Origin of the sequence: Pseudomonas sp. TWRC1-2 (genome assembly GCF_049896685.1) — a bacterium.
In the GTDB taxonomy this organism is placed as follows: Bacteria; Pseudomonadota; Gammaproteobacteria; order Pseudomonadales; family Pseudomonadaceae; genus Aquipseudomonas.
Window position 1 is genome coordinate 251,104 of sequence record NZ_JAFCUU010000003.1, and the last position, 15,634, is coordinate 266,737.

At 62.6% G+C, this 15,634-nt stretch carries 12 protein-coding genes; 3 read left to right on the forward strand and 9 right to left on the reverse strand.

Annotated features, from left to right (window positions below):
• Positions 1–3: 3 nt before the first annotated feature.
• The 9 genes from ACP7B3_RS09990 to tssA form a co-directional block, all read right to left on the reverse strand.
• Complete coding sequence (locus ACP7B3_RS09990; protein ID WP_262207255.1) at positions 4–1,944, reverse strand: type VI secretion system Vgr family protein; 1,941 nt, start codon at positions 1,942–1,944, stop codon at positions 4–6.
• Positions 1,945–2,102: 158 nt separating this feature from the next.
• Positions 2,103–4,766 carry a type VI secretion system ATPase TssH gene (gene tssH / locus ACP7B3_RS09995; protein WP_426178726.1) on the reverse strand — a complete coding sequence of 888 codons (2,664 nt, stop codon included), beginning with the start codon at positions 4,764–4,766 and terminating at the stop codon, positions 2,103–2,105.
• The gene (gene tssG / locus ACP7B3_RS10000) at positions 4,759–5,802 is read right to left on the reverse strand and encodes a type VI secretion system baseplate subunit TssG (RefSeq protein WP_119737185.1); all 1,044 of its coding nucleotides are present in this window, start codon (positions 5,800–5,802) and stop codon (positions 4,759–4,761) included. The genes tssH and tssG overlap by 8 nt, the downstream gene beginning before the upstream one ends.
• Complete coding sequence (tssF, locus tag ACP7B3_RS10005) at positions 5,766–7,625, reverse strand: type VI secretion system baseplate subunit TssF (RefSeq protein WP_404485987.1); 1,860 nt, start codon at positions 7,623–7,625, stop codon at positions 5,766–5,768. The genes tssG and tssF overlap by 37 nt, the downstream gene beginning before the upstream one ends.
• The gene (tssE, locus tag ACP7B3_RS10010) at positions 7,622–8,137 is read right to left on the reverse strand and encodes a type VI secretion system baseplate subunit TssE (RefSeq protein WP_242199548.1); all 516 of its coding nucleotides are present in this window, start codon (positions 8,135–8,137) and stop codon (positions 7,622–7,624) included. The genes tssF and tssE overlap by 4 nt, the downstream gene beginning before the upstream one ends.
• A 93-nt stretch (positions 8,138–8,230) precedes the next feature.
• The gene (locus ACP7B3_RS10015) at positions 8,231–8,719 is read right to left on the reverse strand and encodes an Hcp family type VI secretion system effector (RefSeq protein WP_005792512.1); all 489 of its coding nucleotides are present in this window, start codon (positions 8,717–8,719) and stop codon (positions 8,231–8,233) included.
• Between the two features lie 171 nt (positions 8,720–8,890).
• Positions 8,891–10,387 (reverse strand): type VI secretion system contractile sheath large subunit, encoded by a 1,497-nt coding sequence (tssC, locus tag ACP7B3_RS10020; protein WP_119737190.1) that lies wholly within the window; start codon positions 10,385–10,387, stop codon positions 8,891–8,893.
• A 2-nt stretch (positions 10,388–10,389) separates the two neighbouring features.
• Positions 10,390–10,896 (reverse strand): type VI secretion system contractile sheath small subunit, encoded by a 507-nt coding sequence (gene tssB, locus ACP7B3_RS10025; RefSeq protein WP_017135823.1) that lies wholly within the window; start codon positions 10,894–10,896, stop codon positions 10,390–10,392.
• 54 nt (positions 10,897–10,950) lie between these two features.
• A complete protein-coding gene (gene tssA, locus ACP7B3_RS10030; RefSeq protein ID WP_426178727.1) occupies positions 10,951–11,970 on the reverse strand; it encodes a type VI secretion system protein TssA in 1,020 nt (339 codons plus the stop codon).
• A 404-nt stretch (positions 11,971–12,374) separates the two neighbouring features.
• Here tssA and tagH point away from each other — a divergent pair, with 404 nt between their 5' ends.
• The 3 genes from tagH to tssK are packed head-to-tail and all read left to right on the forward strand — an operon-like array spanning position 12,375 to position 15,631.
• Positions 12,375–13,712 (forward strand): type VI secretion system-associated FHA domain protein TagH, encoded by a 1,338-nt coding sequence (gene tagH / locus ACP7B3_RS10035; protein ID WP_426178728.1) that lies wholly within the window; start codon positions 12,375–12,377, stop codon positions 13,710–13,712.
• A gap of 56 nt (positions 13,713–13,768) precedes the next feature.
• A complete protein-coding gene (gene tssJ / locus ACP7B3_RS10040) occupies positions 13,769–14,278 on the forward strand; it encodes a type VI secretion system lipoprotein TssJ (RefSeq protein ID WP_404485980.1) in 510 nt (169 codons plus the stop codon).
• Positions 14,279–14,296: 18 nt separating this feature from the next.
• Positions 14,297–15,631 (forward strand): type VI secretion system baseplate subunit TssK, encoded by a 1,335-nt coding sequence (gene tssK, locus ACP7B3_RS10045; RefSeq protein ID WP_404485978.1) that lies wholly within the window; start codon positions 14,297–14,299, stop codon positions 15,629–15,631.
• The last annotated feature ends 3 nt before the right edge of the window (positions 15,632–15,634 follow it).

Consider the following 15,634-nt stretch of genomic DNA (forward strand, 5'->3'; position numbering starts at 1 on the left):
TCGTCAGGAGCTTTTAGGCGCGGGGAATGCGGCGTTGATATTGGCGTCGATGCTGGCTTTCATGCCCTGGCCATCGGGCGTCGCGCCGGGGCCGCCGCCGTTGTTCAGGTGCAGCACGCCGCCGGTATTGAATTCGGCATCGCCGCTGGCGTGGAAGCTGATATTGACGCCGCTCAGGTTGATCTGCCCGCTGGCGTTCAACTCCAGGATGCTTTTGCCGCAGACCAGGCGCAGGTTTTCGCCCACTTCAATCACGTAGCTCTGGCTGATGCTGTCGGTCTTTCTCAGGCCCACCGAAAGGATGTCTTCGTGCTTGACGATGCGCACACGGTTATTCCCAATCGTCACCGTCTCGTTATGCCCAATGCTCTTATTGCGGTCATGCCCCACCGAGTGGCTTTCATCCACCTCCACCACGATGTCCTGATTGCGCTCGGCATGGATGTACAACTGCTCCAGCCCCTTCTTGTCCTCCATGCGGATTTCATTGAAGTTGGCTGGTGTGCCGCCCTTGCTCGAACGGCTTTTCATGCCGCTCTGGGTCGCGTTTTCCGGCAGGTCGTAAGGCACCGTTTGCTCGGCGTTGTACACACGGCCGGTGATGATCGGCCGGTCCGGGTCACCTTCCAGGAAGCTCACAATCACTTCCTGGCCGATGCGCGGGATCTGCATCGAGCCCCAGTTCTTCCCGGCCCAGGATTGCGACACGCGAATCCAGCACGAGCTGTTTTCGTTGGATTGGTCGTGGCGGTCCCAGTAGAAGTGCACCTTCACGCGGCCGTATTGGTCGGTCCAGATTTCCTCGCCTTTGGGGCCGACCACCAAGGCGGTCTGCGGGCCTTTGACGATGGGCCTGTGGGTGTTCGCCAGCGGGCGGAAGCTTTGCTGGGCGTCGATGCACGTGAGGCTGCTTTCGAACTGTGCCGAACCCGAGCCGCCACCGCTTTCCAGGCTTTCCTGGACGATGTAATAGCGACAGCCAACGATCAGGTATTCGCGGTTCTGGTCCTGGCGGCTGAAGCCGGTGAGGCTGAACAGGTGGCCTGAGCCGAGGCCACGCGCATTGCCGCTGAACTCGATCTGTTCATGCAAGGTTTGCAGGGCTTCGATGCGAGTGCGCGCATAGTGCTCGCCGTCTTCGCTTTGCACATAGGTGCCGGGGTAGTCGTACAGCGGGTAGTCGCCGGCGGTGTGCGGGCGTGGCATCGCCGAGCGTACGTCGATGCTGGCGCTGGGGCGCTGGAAGTCATAGTCGTTGAGCTCCAGCGAGCCCGGTTGCACTTCGTGCGCCAGGTGCCAGTTGTGCATGTGGTCGCGTTCGCGCTGCTGCTCGTCCTTGGGGTAATACGGAATCGACGCGTAGCCCGGCACCGTGGTGTGGGCGCCATAGGCGTCGGCCAGCACCAGCACATGGCGGTCCGGTTCATGGCGGAAGAAGTAGTAGATGCCTTCCTGTTCCATCAAGCGGCTGACGAAATCGAAGCTGGTCTCGCGGTACTGCACGCAGTACTCCCACTCGCGGTACGGCCGGCTCAGGGCGTCTTCGAAGTCGGAAAAACCCAGGTCGCGAAATACCTGCTTGATGATCTGCGGGATGCTCAGGTTCTGGAAAATCCGGCAGTCCGAGGTGCGGCTGAGCAACCAGAACCACGGGCGCAGCGTCACCTGATAACTGGCGAACTGGCCTTGGTCGATGTTCTGGCTGCACCGCGCGACGATGCCGTGGAAGTGCCGCTCGCCACCGTCTGCCAGTTGCAGGCCCACGCTCATTGGCTTGCCCAGCAACTGGTTGAGGTCGATGTTGGCGTCCAGCGAGGTCAGTTGCAGCTCATAGTTGAACAGCCGCCCCAGCTCTTCGCCGCCGCCCATTTCATTGAGCAGCAGCACATCCGGCCCCAGAGGGCTGGTGACTTTGGCCAGGCGTGAGGCTTGGTTGAATAGCATCGGTTAACCCGTAAATTGCCTAGTAACTGAAGAAACCAGCTCTAAATGTGGGAGGGGGCTTGCCCCCGATAGCGGTGTGTCAGTTGATGCATGCAGTGACTGATTCACCGCCATCGGGGGCAAGCCACCCCCCCACATTTGGACTGCATCTCGTCAGATCAATCGGCGTCGCTGAAGTCGTAGTGCAATTCATTATCCCGGGTGCTGATACGCACACCCGCCAGCGCCTTGCCTTCGAGCATGCGCGTGAGGAATTCACGGCTCATGTCCGGCAGCAGGCTGTTGGTCAGGATGGTGTCGATCATGCGCCCGCCGCTTTCGGTTTCGGTGCAGCGCGAGACGATCAAATCGACCACCGCGTCGTCGTAGTCGAAGGCGACTTTGTGCGTTGTCTCCACACGCTTTTTGATGCGGCCCAGTTGCAGGCGGGTAATTGCCTTGAGCATCTCGTCGCTCAGCGGGTAGTAAGGAATCGTCACCAAACGGCCGAGCAGTGCCGGCGGGAAAATTTCCAGCAATGGTTGGCGCAACGCCTTGGCGATTTCTTCCGGCTCGGGAACATTCGCCGGGTCTTTGCACACCTGAGAAATCAACTCGGTGCCGGCGTTGGTCGTCAGCAGAATCAGGGTGTTCTTGAAGTCGATCACGCGGCCTTCGCCGTCCTCCATCACGCCCTTGTCGAACACCTGGAAGAAGATCTCGTGCACGTCCGGGTGGGCTTTTTCCACCTCGTCCAGCAGCACCACGCTGTAGGGTTTGCGCCGTACCGCTTCGGTCAGCACACCGCCTTCGCCGTAGCCGATATAGCCCGGAGGCGCGCCCTTGAGGGTCGACACGGTGTGGGCTTCCTGGAACTCGCTCATGTTGATGGTGATGACGTTCTGCTCGCCGCCGTACATGGCTTCAGCCAGCGCCAGCGCGGTTTCGGTCTTGCCCACACCCGAGGTGCCGGCGAGCATGAACACGCCAATCGGCTTGCTCGGGTTGTCGAGGCCGGCGCGGGACGTCTGGATGCGCTTGGCGATCATCTGCAGGGCGTGGTCCTGGCCGATGATGCGTTTTTTCAGGTGCTGGTCGAGGTTGAGCACCGTCTCCAGTTCGTTGCGCGCCATGCGGCCCACCGGGATGCCGGTCCAGTCGGCGACCACCGAGGCCACGGCCTGGTAATCCACCGTCGGCAGGATCAGCGGGGTTTCGCCTTGCAGGGCGGTGAGGCGTTGTTGCAGGTTCACAAGTTGTGCGCGCAACTCATCGTTGCCGCTGTCCACAACACCGGCTTTCTCGCGCAGGGTTGCACGGGTGGCGAGCAGCTCATCGACCAGGGTTTTCTCTTCGGCCCAGCGGCTTTCCAGGGTTTCCAGGCGTTCACGTTCGGCACTCAGCAAGGCTTCGCTGTTGCTCTGGCGTGCGCCGATGGCGATGCCGATGGCATGCTCGCGGGCGATGATTTGCAGCTCGGTTTCCAGCGCTTCGATGCGACGGCGGCTGTCGTCGACTTCGGCCGGCACGGCGTGCAGGCTGATGGCGACGCGGGCGCAGGCGGTGTCCAGCAAGCTCACGGATTTATCCGGCAGCTGGCGCGCCGGAATGTAGCGGTGCGACAGCTTCACCGAAGCTTCCAGGGCTTCATCGAGGATCTGCACCTGGTGGTGTTTCTCCATGGTCGAGGCCACGCCGCGCATCATCAGCAGCGCCTTGTCTTCCGACGGCTCAGCCACTTGCACCACTTGGAAACGGCGGGTCAGGGCCGGGTCTTTTTCGATGTGTTTTTTGTACTCGGCCCAGGTCGTGGCGGCCACGGTACGCAAGGTGCCACGGGCGAGGGCTGGCTTGAGCAAGTTGGCGGCGTCACCGGTCCCGGCGGCGCCACCGGCACCGACCAACGTGTGGGCTTCGTCGATGAACAGGATGATCGGCTTGGGCGAGGCCTGGACGTCTTCGATGACCTGGCGCAGGCGCTGTTCGAACTCGCCTTTCATGCTGGCGCCGGCTTGCAGCAGGCCCACGTCGAGGCTGCGCAGCTCTACGTCTTTGAGCGCGGGCGGCACATCACCGGCGACGATGCGCAGGGCAAAACCTTCAACCACGGCGGTCTTGCCCACACCGGCTTCGCCAGTGAGGATCGGGTTGTTCTGGCGCCGACGCATGAGGATATCCACCAGTTGGCGGATCTCTTCATCACGCCCGACGATAGGGTCGAGCTTGCCGCTGCGCGCCTGTTCGGTCAGGTCAACGGTAAAACGCTTGAGGGCTTCCTGCTTGCCCATCGCGCTCGGTGCCATGGCGCCGCTGGCTTCGCCGGGTACAGCGCCGGCGTTGAAACCGTCGCTGGCACTCAACGCATTTTCGGGCGAGTCGCCGACGTATTCGTCGAAGCGCTCGCTCAGCGCTTCAGCTTTGATTTTGTCGAACTCGGGAGACAAACCCAGCAGCGCGTGGCGCAGGCTCGGGGTCTTGAGAATGCCGAGCACCAGGTAACCGGTGCGCACCTGGCTCTCGCCGAACATCAGGCTGCCATAGACCCAGCCGCGTTCCACGGCTTCTTCCACATGGGACGACAGGTCGGTGATCGACGTCGAGCCCCGTGGCAGGCGGTCCAGTGCTTCAGTCAGGTCACGGGCCAGGCGCGCCGGTTCCACGTTGAACTGGCGAATGATGCGGTGCAGGTCCGAGTCCTGCAGTTGCAGCAACTGGTGAAACCAGTGGGCCAGTTCCACGTACGGGTTGCCCCGCAGTTTGCAGAACACAGTGGCGGCTTCGATGGCCTTGTAGGCCACGCTGTTGAGTTTGCCGAACAGTGCGGCGCGACTGATTTCACCCATGCTCTGGATTCCTTGAGGTGGTGGCGTGGTCGGCGTAATGCCGAGCCAGGATTAGGTCGTTGGCGTCATGCTCGGGTCGGCCGAGCCAGGTGTTGAAGCCCAGGCGGAACTGGCCATTGAGCTGCAGCGCCGGTACTTCGGGTTGTTGCAAAACCAGGTTCAGGTCCCAGTCCAGTTCATGGCCCAGGTACTCGGCCACCCACGCCACCAGCTCATTGAACGGCTGGCTGCCGGGCAGCATGCCCATGTAGTCATCCAGCGTGAGCGGGCCGAGGCGGATGCGGAATTTATGCTGGCGGTCCCACACGTGGCTGCCCAGGCAGAAGTCCACGCCCAGTTGGTTGGCGCTGACACTCACGCGGCTGCGCTCGGGCAATTCCAGCCATTGGCCGACGTATTCTTCTATCTCCACCGGCAGGCCGAAATACTCGCTCAGAATCGCCTTCAGGCCATCCGGGTAGCGGGTTTGCGCTGACAGGTGGCCGCTGTAATGCAGCTTCGCGGTGTCAGGAATCAGCCCCTGATTGAGCAGGCTCGGCATGCCCCGGCCACTCAGCGCCGCCAGGCGTGCGGACCAGTAATCATCGTCCGGGCGGTCGTGGCTGACTGTCGGCCGCGCCTCGGCCCAGGCCCGGTAAAACAAGCTGAGCAGCCGATGGTGGAACACATCCAAAAACTGTTTGCTGGTGCTGTCGGCGTTGTTGCGCTGACGTTCGCGCACGTACTCGGTGATGTGCAGTGGCAATGGGCCGTTGGGGCCGCCGAGGCCGAAGAAGAACTGCTCCAGCCGCGCCGGTTTGCCGTCGCCACCGGGATCGACCGAGGCCAAAGTGGCCGGGGCGAAGGTGCAATCGGCCTGTTGCCCCAGGCGCAACGGGTCATCCGCCAGGCGTAGGGAATGGCCCAGGCGCGGCAGCTGCGGCGATTCGCACTCGATACGCCGCAGCGCCTGGAAGAAATCGTATTCCCAGGGCTCCTGATGCATCGCATCCAGTGTGTTCACAGGGTCGGACGCCGCCCGGGCTTGGCTTTCCATCGCATGATCTCGCCGCGTTCGGTGGTACGGATCACCGTCTCGGTAAAACTGTTGATCGACACGTAGCGTGCCAGGAAGCGCTCCAGCACCGCACCGAGCAGAAACACGCCGGTGCCGCGAAACGCGTTTTCATCGAATTCCAGGGTAATTTCCAACCCGCGGCCAAACACAATCGGGCCAGGCATCGGCAGGCGCCGGGTCACGGCTTTGCTGCTGACTTCGCGCAGGCCTTCGATCTGCAATTGCAGCGCCGCGTCGTTGCTGTCGCCGTACAGGCGCAGCAGTTCACGCAAGGCGCCGGCGCCCTGGCCCTGTTCGCTCAGCGACAGGTAATTGAGCGACAACTGGCTGATCAGGCGCCAGGCCTTGGCGTCATGCGCGTGGCTGGCGCGTGGGCGGCTCGGGCCCGCGACGCAGCGCACCGACAACACGGGCGCGCTGTCGGCCAAGGTGAAGTCGGTCTTGCCGTTGCCCACGCTCATGAACAACGGCAGATCGCGGTTAGTGCACAGCGCGGTCACGCCGAGTTGGCGCAGGTCGTGGCGGTAGGGCGCTTGCTGGCTGTCGACCAGGCTGACAAAGGTTTCGCTGCCCACGTAGGTAGAGCGCGGGCCGTTGCGGCGCTGGTCGCTGGACAATACGCGCGGCTCGCGGCGCAGCGTGTAGTAAGCCTGATCGCGACCATAGCGTGACGGGTCGCGCACCGCGTAGAACGGCAGGAACGGCTGCTCCGGCCCGGTGCCGTGGCCGGTGATGCCGCTCAGCGAGTGAATCTCGAAATCCATTGGCCGCGTGCGGTCGGCAATCACGTGGTGTTCGTTGACGCGGTCAGACAAATGAATACGGTCCACGCGTTTGGGGAACAGGTTGATCGCCGGCGTGCAGAACGGCATGAACTGCGCCGCGCCAACACTGCCTTCCAGGCTCGGCTCGTGGCGGTCGAACAGCACGATCAGTTCCAGCTCCTGGCCGTCGCAGCGTTTGACCGCGCGGCTCAGTTCGGCGAATTCGACGAACAGGAAGCGGTGGGGCAGGGCGAAGTATTCCTGCAACAGCCGATAGCCCTGGAATGCGCGGGCCACCACCGGCATGGCCGCGTCGGCGTCGTCAAAGCCGCGCGAACGCAACGCGTCCTGCGGCAGGCGCTCGACCCAATCACCGCCGGGTTTGCGCGCAAACACCGCGCAGGCGTTGCCCAGCAGTTGTTCGTAGAGGCGAAACGGCTGCTCATCGGCGCCGCTGAGGTACAGCGGCAGGCTGTCGAGGTCGAGGCTGTTGAACGGCAATTCGGCGCCGGTGCGCAGGGTCAGACGCAAGCCAGCCTTGGCCTTCGGCTCGCTGGCGGCCAGGCGGCCGAGCACGGCGGCGGGGTTGCCGAAGTACTCGGCGCCGCTGACCTGCAACGGCCACAGCGTCACCGGGTGCGCGGTGCGGTACTCGCAGCAGGTCTGGGTTTCGCGGCCCAGTGCTGCGCGCAACACGGTGTCGCGCGGCAGCGGGAAGCCGCTGGCCAGCGAGCCTTCATCCGGGTCGGTCTGCAATTGCACCACGGTCATCGACGGCGTCGGCGCCAAGTAGTGCGGGTAGGCGATTTCCAGCAGGTTGTGGGTGAACGTCGGGTACTCGGCGTCGAGCTTGAGCTGCACGCGGGCGGTGAGGTAGGCAAAACCTTCGAGCAGGCGTTCGACATACGGGTCGGCGCAGTCCATACCGGACAGGGTCAGCCGACTGGCGATCTTCGGGTATTCCTTGGCGAACTCGGCGGCGCTTTCGCGCACGTGGTGCAGTTCCTGGTTGTACAGCTCCAACAGGCGCGGGTTCATGGGCGCCTCCGCTGGTCGGCATTCACCACGCGCACATGGCCGGATTCCAGGTCGAGGTCAGTTTGCAGCAGCAAGCGCAATGGCACCGGCTGCGCCCACAGGTCGCCTTCGATCTCGAAGCTCAGCGCGTTGTGGTTCATCTCGCCGTGGCCGATGCGGGCTTTGACGCGCAACGTGTGGCGCAGAATACGCGGCTCAAAGGTGGCGATGGCCTGGTAGATCAGCGCTTCCAGCGCCTTGATGTCCACGCTGGACACGCTGTTGCCCGCCAGTGCCGGCAGGCCGTAATTGACCACCGACGTACCGGCCGGGGTGTGCAGCGTGGCATCGGCATCCAGCAACGACGTGGTGTTGAGCAGCCACGCCAGATCGCGCAGCACCGAGGCTTTCAATTGGGTCAGGGACAGCACGCGTTTGTCGGCGCTTTCCTTGGGATTGGTTGGGTCGTCGTCGGTCAACCGGTCCAGCAGGGACGGTTGCAGACGGTCGCGGGAAGCGATTTCAGTTACCACCAAAGCAGCTCCACGGACGGGTTGTGAGAGGGACGGTTTCTGCGAGGGGCCGATGCCTGGGGCCGTGGCGGCGAGCCACGGCCACCGGGTTTATCAGCGCTTGGTGTTGGAACGGATGTTCCAGCCAAACTTGATCGCGCCGCCGTCTTTGGTGCCGTCGGCTTTCTGCGGCTGGTAGTCGACCATCACTTGGGCGAAGTTCAGGGTGACGTTTTCGGTCAGGCGATCATCGGTGCCCGAGCCGCCGGTGCTCAGGGACGTGACCAGCACTTCTTCCAGGTTGATCACCATGTACTCGACCTGGCTTTCGCCACCGGCCTTGCGCACGGTCAGCTTGACCTTGTCGATGTGCTTGCCGCTGGCGCAGTGCATCATCAGGTTTGGCGATGCCTTGTCGACGTACTTGGTCAGCGACAGGTCCTGGATATTCACCTTGCCCGCACCGCCGCCACCGCCAACGTGCATGTTGCCGGACTGGGCCATGCCCCAGCTCCAGTTCAGCACGTCGATTTCGTCCTTGTGGGCCTTGTCCATGGACTCGCCCTTGATGTCGCCGATCTTGATGAAAATATCAACAGCCATGTTTTCTCCCTGTGTGGCTCTTGCCACTGAATTTGAGTAACTCCAAATGGGCAGTGCCTTTGTGTGGGAGGGGGCTTGCCCCCGATGCAGGCACCTCGGTGTGTCAGTCACACCCCAGTGATGCTATCGGGGGCTAGCCCCCTCCCACAGAAGAGCCAGCTCATCCGTGGGTTAGGCGCTTTTCGCCGAAGGCAACTTCGATACCAGGCGCAACGACACGGTCAGCCCTTCAAGCTGATAGTGCGGGCGCAGGTAGAACTTGGAGTTGTAGTAACCCGGGTTGCCTTCGACGTCTTCCACGATCACTTCGGCGGCAGCCAACGGGTGCTGGGCCTTGGTGGTTTCGGTGGAGTGCGCCGGGTCGCCGTCGACGTAGTTGAGGATCCAGTCCTGCAACCAGCGCTGCATCTCGTCCTTCTCTTTGAAGGAACCGATCTTGTCGCGCACGATGCACTTCAAGTAGTGCGCGAAACGGCAGGTGGCGAACAGGTACGGCAGGCGCGCGGCCAGGTTGGCGTTGGCGGTGGCGTCCGGGTCGTCGTATTCGGCCGGTTTCTGCAACGACTGGGCACCGATGAAGGCGGCAAAGTCGGTGTTTTTCTTGTGCAGCAGCGGCATGAAACCGTTCTTCGCCAGTTCCGCTTCACGGCGGTCGCTGATGGCGATTTCGGTCGGGCACTTCATGTCCACGCCACCGTCATCAGTCGGGAACGTGTGGGCCGGCAGGTTTTCCACCTCACCGCCGGATTCCACGCCACGGATGCGCGAGCACCAGCCGTAGTGCTTGAACGAACGGTTGATGTTCACCGCCATCGCGTAGGCGGCGTTGGCCCAGGTGTACTTGGAGCTGTCGGCGCCGTCGGTGTTTTCTTCGAAGGCGAAGGCTTCCACCGGATCGGTCTTGGCGCCATACGGCAGGCGCGCCAGGAAGCGCGGCATGGTCAGGCCGATGTAGCGCGAGTCTTCCGATTCACGCAGCGAACGCCAGCCGGCGTATTCCGGCGTGGTGAAGATTTTGGTCAGGTCGCGCGGGTTCGACAGTTCCTGCCACGAGCCCATGCCCATCACGGTCGGCGACGCCGCAGCGATGAACGGGGAGTGCATGGCGGCGCAGACTTTCGACAGCTCGCCCAGCAGTTCCACGTCGGGTGGCGACTGGTCGAAGTAGTAATCGCCGACCAGGCAGCCGTACGGTTCGCCGCCGAACTGGCCGTATTCTTCTTCGTACATCTTCTTGAAGATCGGGCTCTGGTCCCACGCGGTGCCCTTGAATTTCTTCAGGGTCTTGTGCAGGTCCGGCTTGGAGATGTTGAGCACGCGAATCTTCAGCTGCTCGTCGCTCTCGGTGTTGTTGACCAGGTAGTGCAGGCCACGCCAGGCGCTTTCCAACTGCTGGAAATCCGGGTGATGGATGATCTGGTTGACCTGGGCGGTGAGCTTGGCGTCGATGGCGGCGATGATCGATTCAATCGACTTGATCGCGTCATTGGACACCAGGTCCGTCTGTGCCAAAGCCTGTTCGGCCAGGGTGCGCACGGCGGTTTCCACGGCTTCGCGGGCACGCTCGGTCTTGGGTTTGAATTCTTGCAGCAGCAGGTTGGCGAACTCGCTGGCTTCTTCGGTGGCACCCAGGATCTGGGAGCCTTCGCGGGCGGTGTTGTCGGTCATGATTACTGGTCCCCTGCAGGCTTAGGCGCGCTGGCAAGTGCCTGAAGCAGTGCCGGGTCCTTGATCGCCTTCATGATGATTTCTTCAGCGCCAGTCTTGCCGTCCATGTAGGTCAGCAGGTTGGCCAGCTGGGTGCGGGCTTCGAGCAGTTGCTTGAGCGAATCGACCTTGCGGGCCACGGCGGCCGGGCTGAAGTCGTCCATGCTTTCGAACGTGATGTCCAGGCTCAGGTTGCCTTCGCCGGTCAGCTCGTTCGGTACGTGGAACGCTACGCGTGGCTGCATGGCCTTGAGGCGCGAGTCGAAGTTGTCGACGTCCACTTCAAGGAACTTGCGGTCGGCCACGGGTGCGAGCGGTTCGGCAGGCTTGCCGGCGAGGTCGGCCATCACACCCATCACGAAGGGCAGCTGGACCTTTTTCTCGGCGCCGTAAAGCTCGACGTCGTACTCGATCTGCACTCGAGGCGCACGGTTGCGCGCGATGAATTTCTGAGAACTTTGCTTCGCCACGTTGCTGCTCCTGGTCGCTTGAGCGACGGTGTTGTTACTGCACAGCCGGGCGGCTTACTCGCCGTCCGGGCCGCGCAGGTTTTCAAATTGGGACATGCCGTCGGGGATCAGATTGCGCACGATGGCCGCGAAGTCGGCGTGCACCAGATTCTTCGCCCGGTTCAACAGCACCGGCAGCGGGCTCGAAGGCTCGTGACGGGTGTAGTACGCAAGGATCTTGTCGAGGCTGCGCAGCACGTCATCGCGGCTGGCGATGTCGCCAGTGGGGCGCGGTGCGGCGGGGGCAGCGGCGAAATCGACCGAGGGGGCATTGTCGTCACTGACGGCCTCGGGTTCGCTGCTGGTATCGCTGTTCGGTACGAATTGGTTGAGGACTTGCAGCGCTTGCTTGAGCGGTTGCTTCAACAGGCTGAGGTCCACGCCCTGGGCCGAACCGACCTGGTCGCTGACCTGTTGTTCGATGGCTTCGCAGGCGGCGCGCGCGGCGCTCAAGGCATCGCGCGTGGCTTGCAATTGTTCGGGATCGCTGTCCAGAAATGCGGCGTTGAGTTGCTGGGCACCGAGCTGTTCGTCGGGGAAACTCATCAAGCCGCTGGCGTTCAGCGCAGCACGCAGGCTCACCGGCCCGAACGTGCGCGAGCGCGTGAGGATGCTTTCGCGCAGCAGACGAATGGTCGCGTCGCTGGTCAGGCCAGATAAGGCATTGATGCGTACGGTGGGGTCATTATCGTCGTCGGCATCCAGGCGCGGGTGCAGGTCGGCCCAGTACTCGCGCAGCAGCGCGTTGATCAGCGTGAGGACTTCGGCCAGCCCGGCCACACCCTGAAGGGCGAGGGAGCTTTGCAACAGAAAATGGGTGATGCGCAGGTCTTTGCTGCGCTGCAACAAGTCGAGGCTTTGCTGCTGGATGCTGCGCCATTGCGGTGGCTCAGCGGGCAGGATAGCGTCGCCCATGCTGCGCTCGGGTTGGCCCTTGGCGTCACGCTCCAGTTGGAGAAATTGCGCGTCATATTCCATGTCTTCGCCACAGGGCGAAGTCGCGGAAACGGCGGCGAGCAGCAACGGCACATCCACTTGATTCGATCTCCCTATCAGCCCGTTAGATGCCGGGCAATGCATGCATTAGTTGCGCGATGAACTTTGCATGTTTTCTTGGTCATATAGCCAGAGTGCCACTACCGTGCCATCACTGATGTTCAAGAAGTTGTGCATTTTTGGTGTAGTAGTTACGCCTTGTCAAGGTAAGCTATTCGCCCTCTGTGACAGATGTGCGGTGCTTAACACCCTGCGCGACTGGCGGGTCGAACGGCGCACCAGGACAGGATTTTTGTCATAGAAGCCAGTTAAGATCACCGATCATGCTGGTAAAAGCCTATTTTTACGGTCGTTAACGCGACTGGCGGTATCTCTCGGGAAGCCTGGCTCCTTCAGGTAGACCCTTGGATAGACCGCGCGCGATGTATCAGCAAGGAGGCAAGATGTCGCTGTGCTTGACTATCACTAGTTATCACAAGATCACCCCTGGGCAATGCCCTGAAAAGTCCATGAATCAGGGCGTGATGGCTATTGGCCGCAGTTCTGATAATGACTGGGTATTGCCAGATCCAGAGCGCCTTGTCTCCTCGCAACACTGCGTTATTCAATACAAAGATGGCCGTTACTATTTAACCGATAACAGCACCAACGGCGTTGAATTGGTTAACGCCGGTATTCGTATGCGCCGAGGGAACAGCGAACCGTTGCAAGACGGTGAATTGATCCGCATCGGCGACTACGAAATTCAGGCGCGTATCGACTTCAACGTGCAAGCCATCGATAGCCAGCCGTTTACCGGCGATTCGCCGAACAGCTTCGAGGCGTTGATGGGCGCGGTGGTGAACGCGCCCGCGCCGACGCCGGTAATCGCACCGCAGTTTCATGGCGCCTCGTCGATGGACACGCTACCGGACCTGTTCGATTTCCTCACCCCGACCGCCGTACCACCACCGACCGTGGCGGACCATGTGCCGTCCGAGCAACACGACTTTCGCCCGCCGACCCCCGTTGCCATGCCAGTGGTGGAGAAGCCGGCGCCGTCAGCCTCGGTGATTCCCGAAGACTGGGACGTGTTTGGCGACACACCCGCGCCCGTGGCCAGTAGCCCGACGCCCGTTGCACCGCCTCCCGTGCCGCCAGTCATGCAGTCGCCGCCCGTGGTCGAGCCCGTGCTCCCCGCGGCTGACAGCCAACAGCCCGACCTTTTGCAAGCCTTCCTGCGCGGCGCCGGCCTCGACCAGTTGCGCCTGGACAAGGCCGATGCCTGCGCGCAGATGGAGAGCATCGGCCGCAGCTACCGGTTGATGGTCGAAGGCCTGATCGACGTATTGCGCGCCCGCGCCAGCCTCAAGGGCGAGTTCCGCATGCAGCAGACGATGATCCGGCCCGCCGAAAACAATCCGTTGAAGTTTGCGCCCAATGCCGATGAAGCCTTACTGCTGCTGCTGCGTCATGGAAACCAAGCGTTTATGGCGCCGGACATCGCCGTGCGCGACAGTTTCGACGACCTGCGCGCCCATCAACTGGCGGTAATGGCCGGTGTAGAAGCGGCCATCAAGCACTTGCTCGCGCGCTTTGAGCCGGCGCAACTCGAAGAGCGCATGGGCAAGCCCGGCGGGCTGTCGAGCATTTTCAACGGCTCGCGCCAGGCCCAGTACTGGCAGCAGTTCACCGAGCTTTACAGCAATATCTCGCGCGAAGCCCAGGAAGATTTCCAGGACCTGTTCGGCCGCGAATTCAGCCGAGCCTACGAAGAACACAGCGCACGACAGCGTCGCTAAACCGCAACGCAGTAATGGATAAAACGGATAGCTAAGTACGTCATTGAGGACGCAGGATGATTCCCAGGTTTTTACTCGCAGTCGCCACGGCGCTGCTGCTGACGGCGTGTGCCAAGGATGCCGCCAAGCCCGAGGCGGCCACTGAAGCCGAAGCGGACACCGCCGCCATCGAACTGCATTTTCACGCCATTGCCGGGCTCAACCCCGGCGCCAACGGCCAGGCCGCTCCGGTTCGCGTACGCATCTTCGAACTGAAAAACGCCGCCACCTTCAGCCGCTCCGACTACTTCGCGCTGGCTGATCGCGCGCAATCCACGCTCGGCCTCGATCTGCTGGACCAGGACGAAGTGATGGTGCAACCCGGCCAGCAACTGAGTATCCAGCGCAACCTCGACCCGTCCACGCGCCAGATCGGCCTGCTGGTGGGCTATCGCGAGTTGGACCGCGCGCAATGGCGCACGGTGCTCACCGTCCCGGCACGCCAATACACCGAATACCAGATCAGCCTCGATGTGCGCGCCGTACGCGCCGACGTCGTGGTTCCCCCATCCAGCCCTGCCCAATAAGAAGCAAACGGAGCTCCCATGTCCTGGAACAATCGCGTGGTCTGGTCGGAAGGCATGTTCATCGGAACGCAGCACTTCCAGCAGCATGACCGTTACCTGGAAAACCTGATTGACGCCCGCAGCCGCCCGTTGTCCGCCGGTGCCTGGGGGTTTTCCGAATTGCTCATCGACCAGGGCCTGCTGGCCCAGGGCAAGCTGGCGATTGTGTCGGCCCGTGGCCTGTTGCCGGATGGCACGCCGTTCAATATTCCCCAGGATGACCTGGCGCCGAGCCCGCTGAATATCGACGACAACCTGCGCGATGGCCTGGTGTACCTGGCCCTGCCGCTCAAGCGTGCAGGCGCGCGTGACACCGTCGATGACGGCGAAGACCTCGGCGCCGCGCGTTACGTGAGCCAGGTGCGTGAAGTGCGTGATGACAACGCCCCGTTCGAAAACCGCGCGCCCGTGGCCGTGGGCTCGCGTGCGTTGCGCCTGCTGACTGCGCAGGATGGCATCAGCGATTACGCCGCCATCGGCCTGGTGCGCATCAAGGAAAAACGCGCCGACCGCGCGCTGGTGCTCGATGACACCTACATCCCGCCCGTGCTGGACGTGGCCGCCAGCAAACCGCTGACGGCCTTTCGCAGCGAATTGCTGGGCCTGCTGCACCAGCGCGGCGAAGCCCTGGCCGGCCGCGTGGTCGCCTCGGGCGCCGGTGGCGCGTCGGAGATTGCCGACTTCATGCTGCTGCAACTGGTCAACCGCGCGCAGCCGCTGCTCCAGCATTTCAGCCAGTTGAGCCCGCTGCACCCGGAGCGTTTTTTCAGCGAACTGGTGAGCCTGGCCGGCGAGTTTTCCACCTTCTCGACGTCGGGCCGTCGCCCCCAGGAATACCCGCAATACCAGCACGATGACCTGTCGCTGAGCTTCACCCCGGTGATGGCAGCCTTGCGTGAGGCGCTGTCGATGCTGATCGACAGCAAAGCCACACCGATCCCGATTGTGGAGAAGGCCTACGGCATTCATGTGGCCATGCTCGCCGACAAAACCCTGCTCGACAGCGCCAGTTTCATCCTGGTGGTGCGCGCCGATGTGCCCGGCGAAACCCTGCGCGCGCGTTTCGGCCAGCAGAGCAAGGTCGGCTCGGTGGAGCACATCCGCGACATGGTCAACCTGCAACTGCCGGGCATCGGCCTGCTGCCGCTGCCGGTGGCGCCACGCCAGATTCCGTACCACGCAGGCAGCACCTATTACGAGCTGGACCGTGGCAGCGAGCACTGGCAGCAACTGAATAACTCCGGCGGCTTTGCCTTCCACATCGCCGGGCAATTCCCGGGTTTGAACCTGGCCTTCTGGGCGATCCGAGGATAATCC

Bases quoted from the DNA above. Each gene is read 5' to 3' on its own strand.
- ACP7B3_RS09990 (WP_262207255.1), bottom strand. From the start codon at position 1,944: ATGCTATTCAACCAAGCCTCACGCCTGGCCAAAGTCACCAGCCCTCTG.
- tssH (WP_426178726.1), bottom strand. From the start codon at position 4,766: ATGGGTGAAATCAGTCGCGCCGCACTGTTCGGCAAACTCAACAGCGTG.
- tssG (WP_119737185.1), bottom strand. From the start codon at position 5,802: ATGGAAAGCCAAGCCCGGGCGGCGTCCGACCCTGTGAACACACTGGAT.
- tssF (WP_404485987.1), bottom strand. From the start codon at position 7,625: ATGAACCCGCGCCTGTTGGAGCTGTACAACCAGGAACTGCACCACGTG.
- ACP7B3_RS10015 (WP_005792512.1), bottom strand. From the start codon at position 8,719: ATGGCTGTTGATATTTTCATCAAGATCGGCGACATCAAGGGCGAGTCC.
- tssC (WP_119737190.1), bottom strand. From the start codon at position 10,387: ATGACCGACAACACCGCCCGCGAAGGCTCCCAGATCCTGGGTGCCACC.
- tagH (WP_426178728.1), top strand. From the start codon at position 12,375: ATGTCGCTGTGCTTGACTATCACTAGTTATCACAAGATCACCCCTGGG.
- tssJ (WP_404485980.1), top strand. From the start codon at position 13,769: ATGATTCCCAGGTTTTTACTCGCAGTCGCCACGGCGCTGCTGCTGACG.
- tssK (WP_404485978.1), top strand. From the start codon at position 14,297: ATGTCCTGGAACAATCGCGTGGTCTGGTCGGAAGGCATGTTCATCGGA.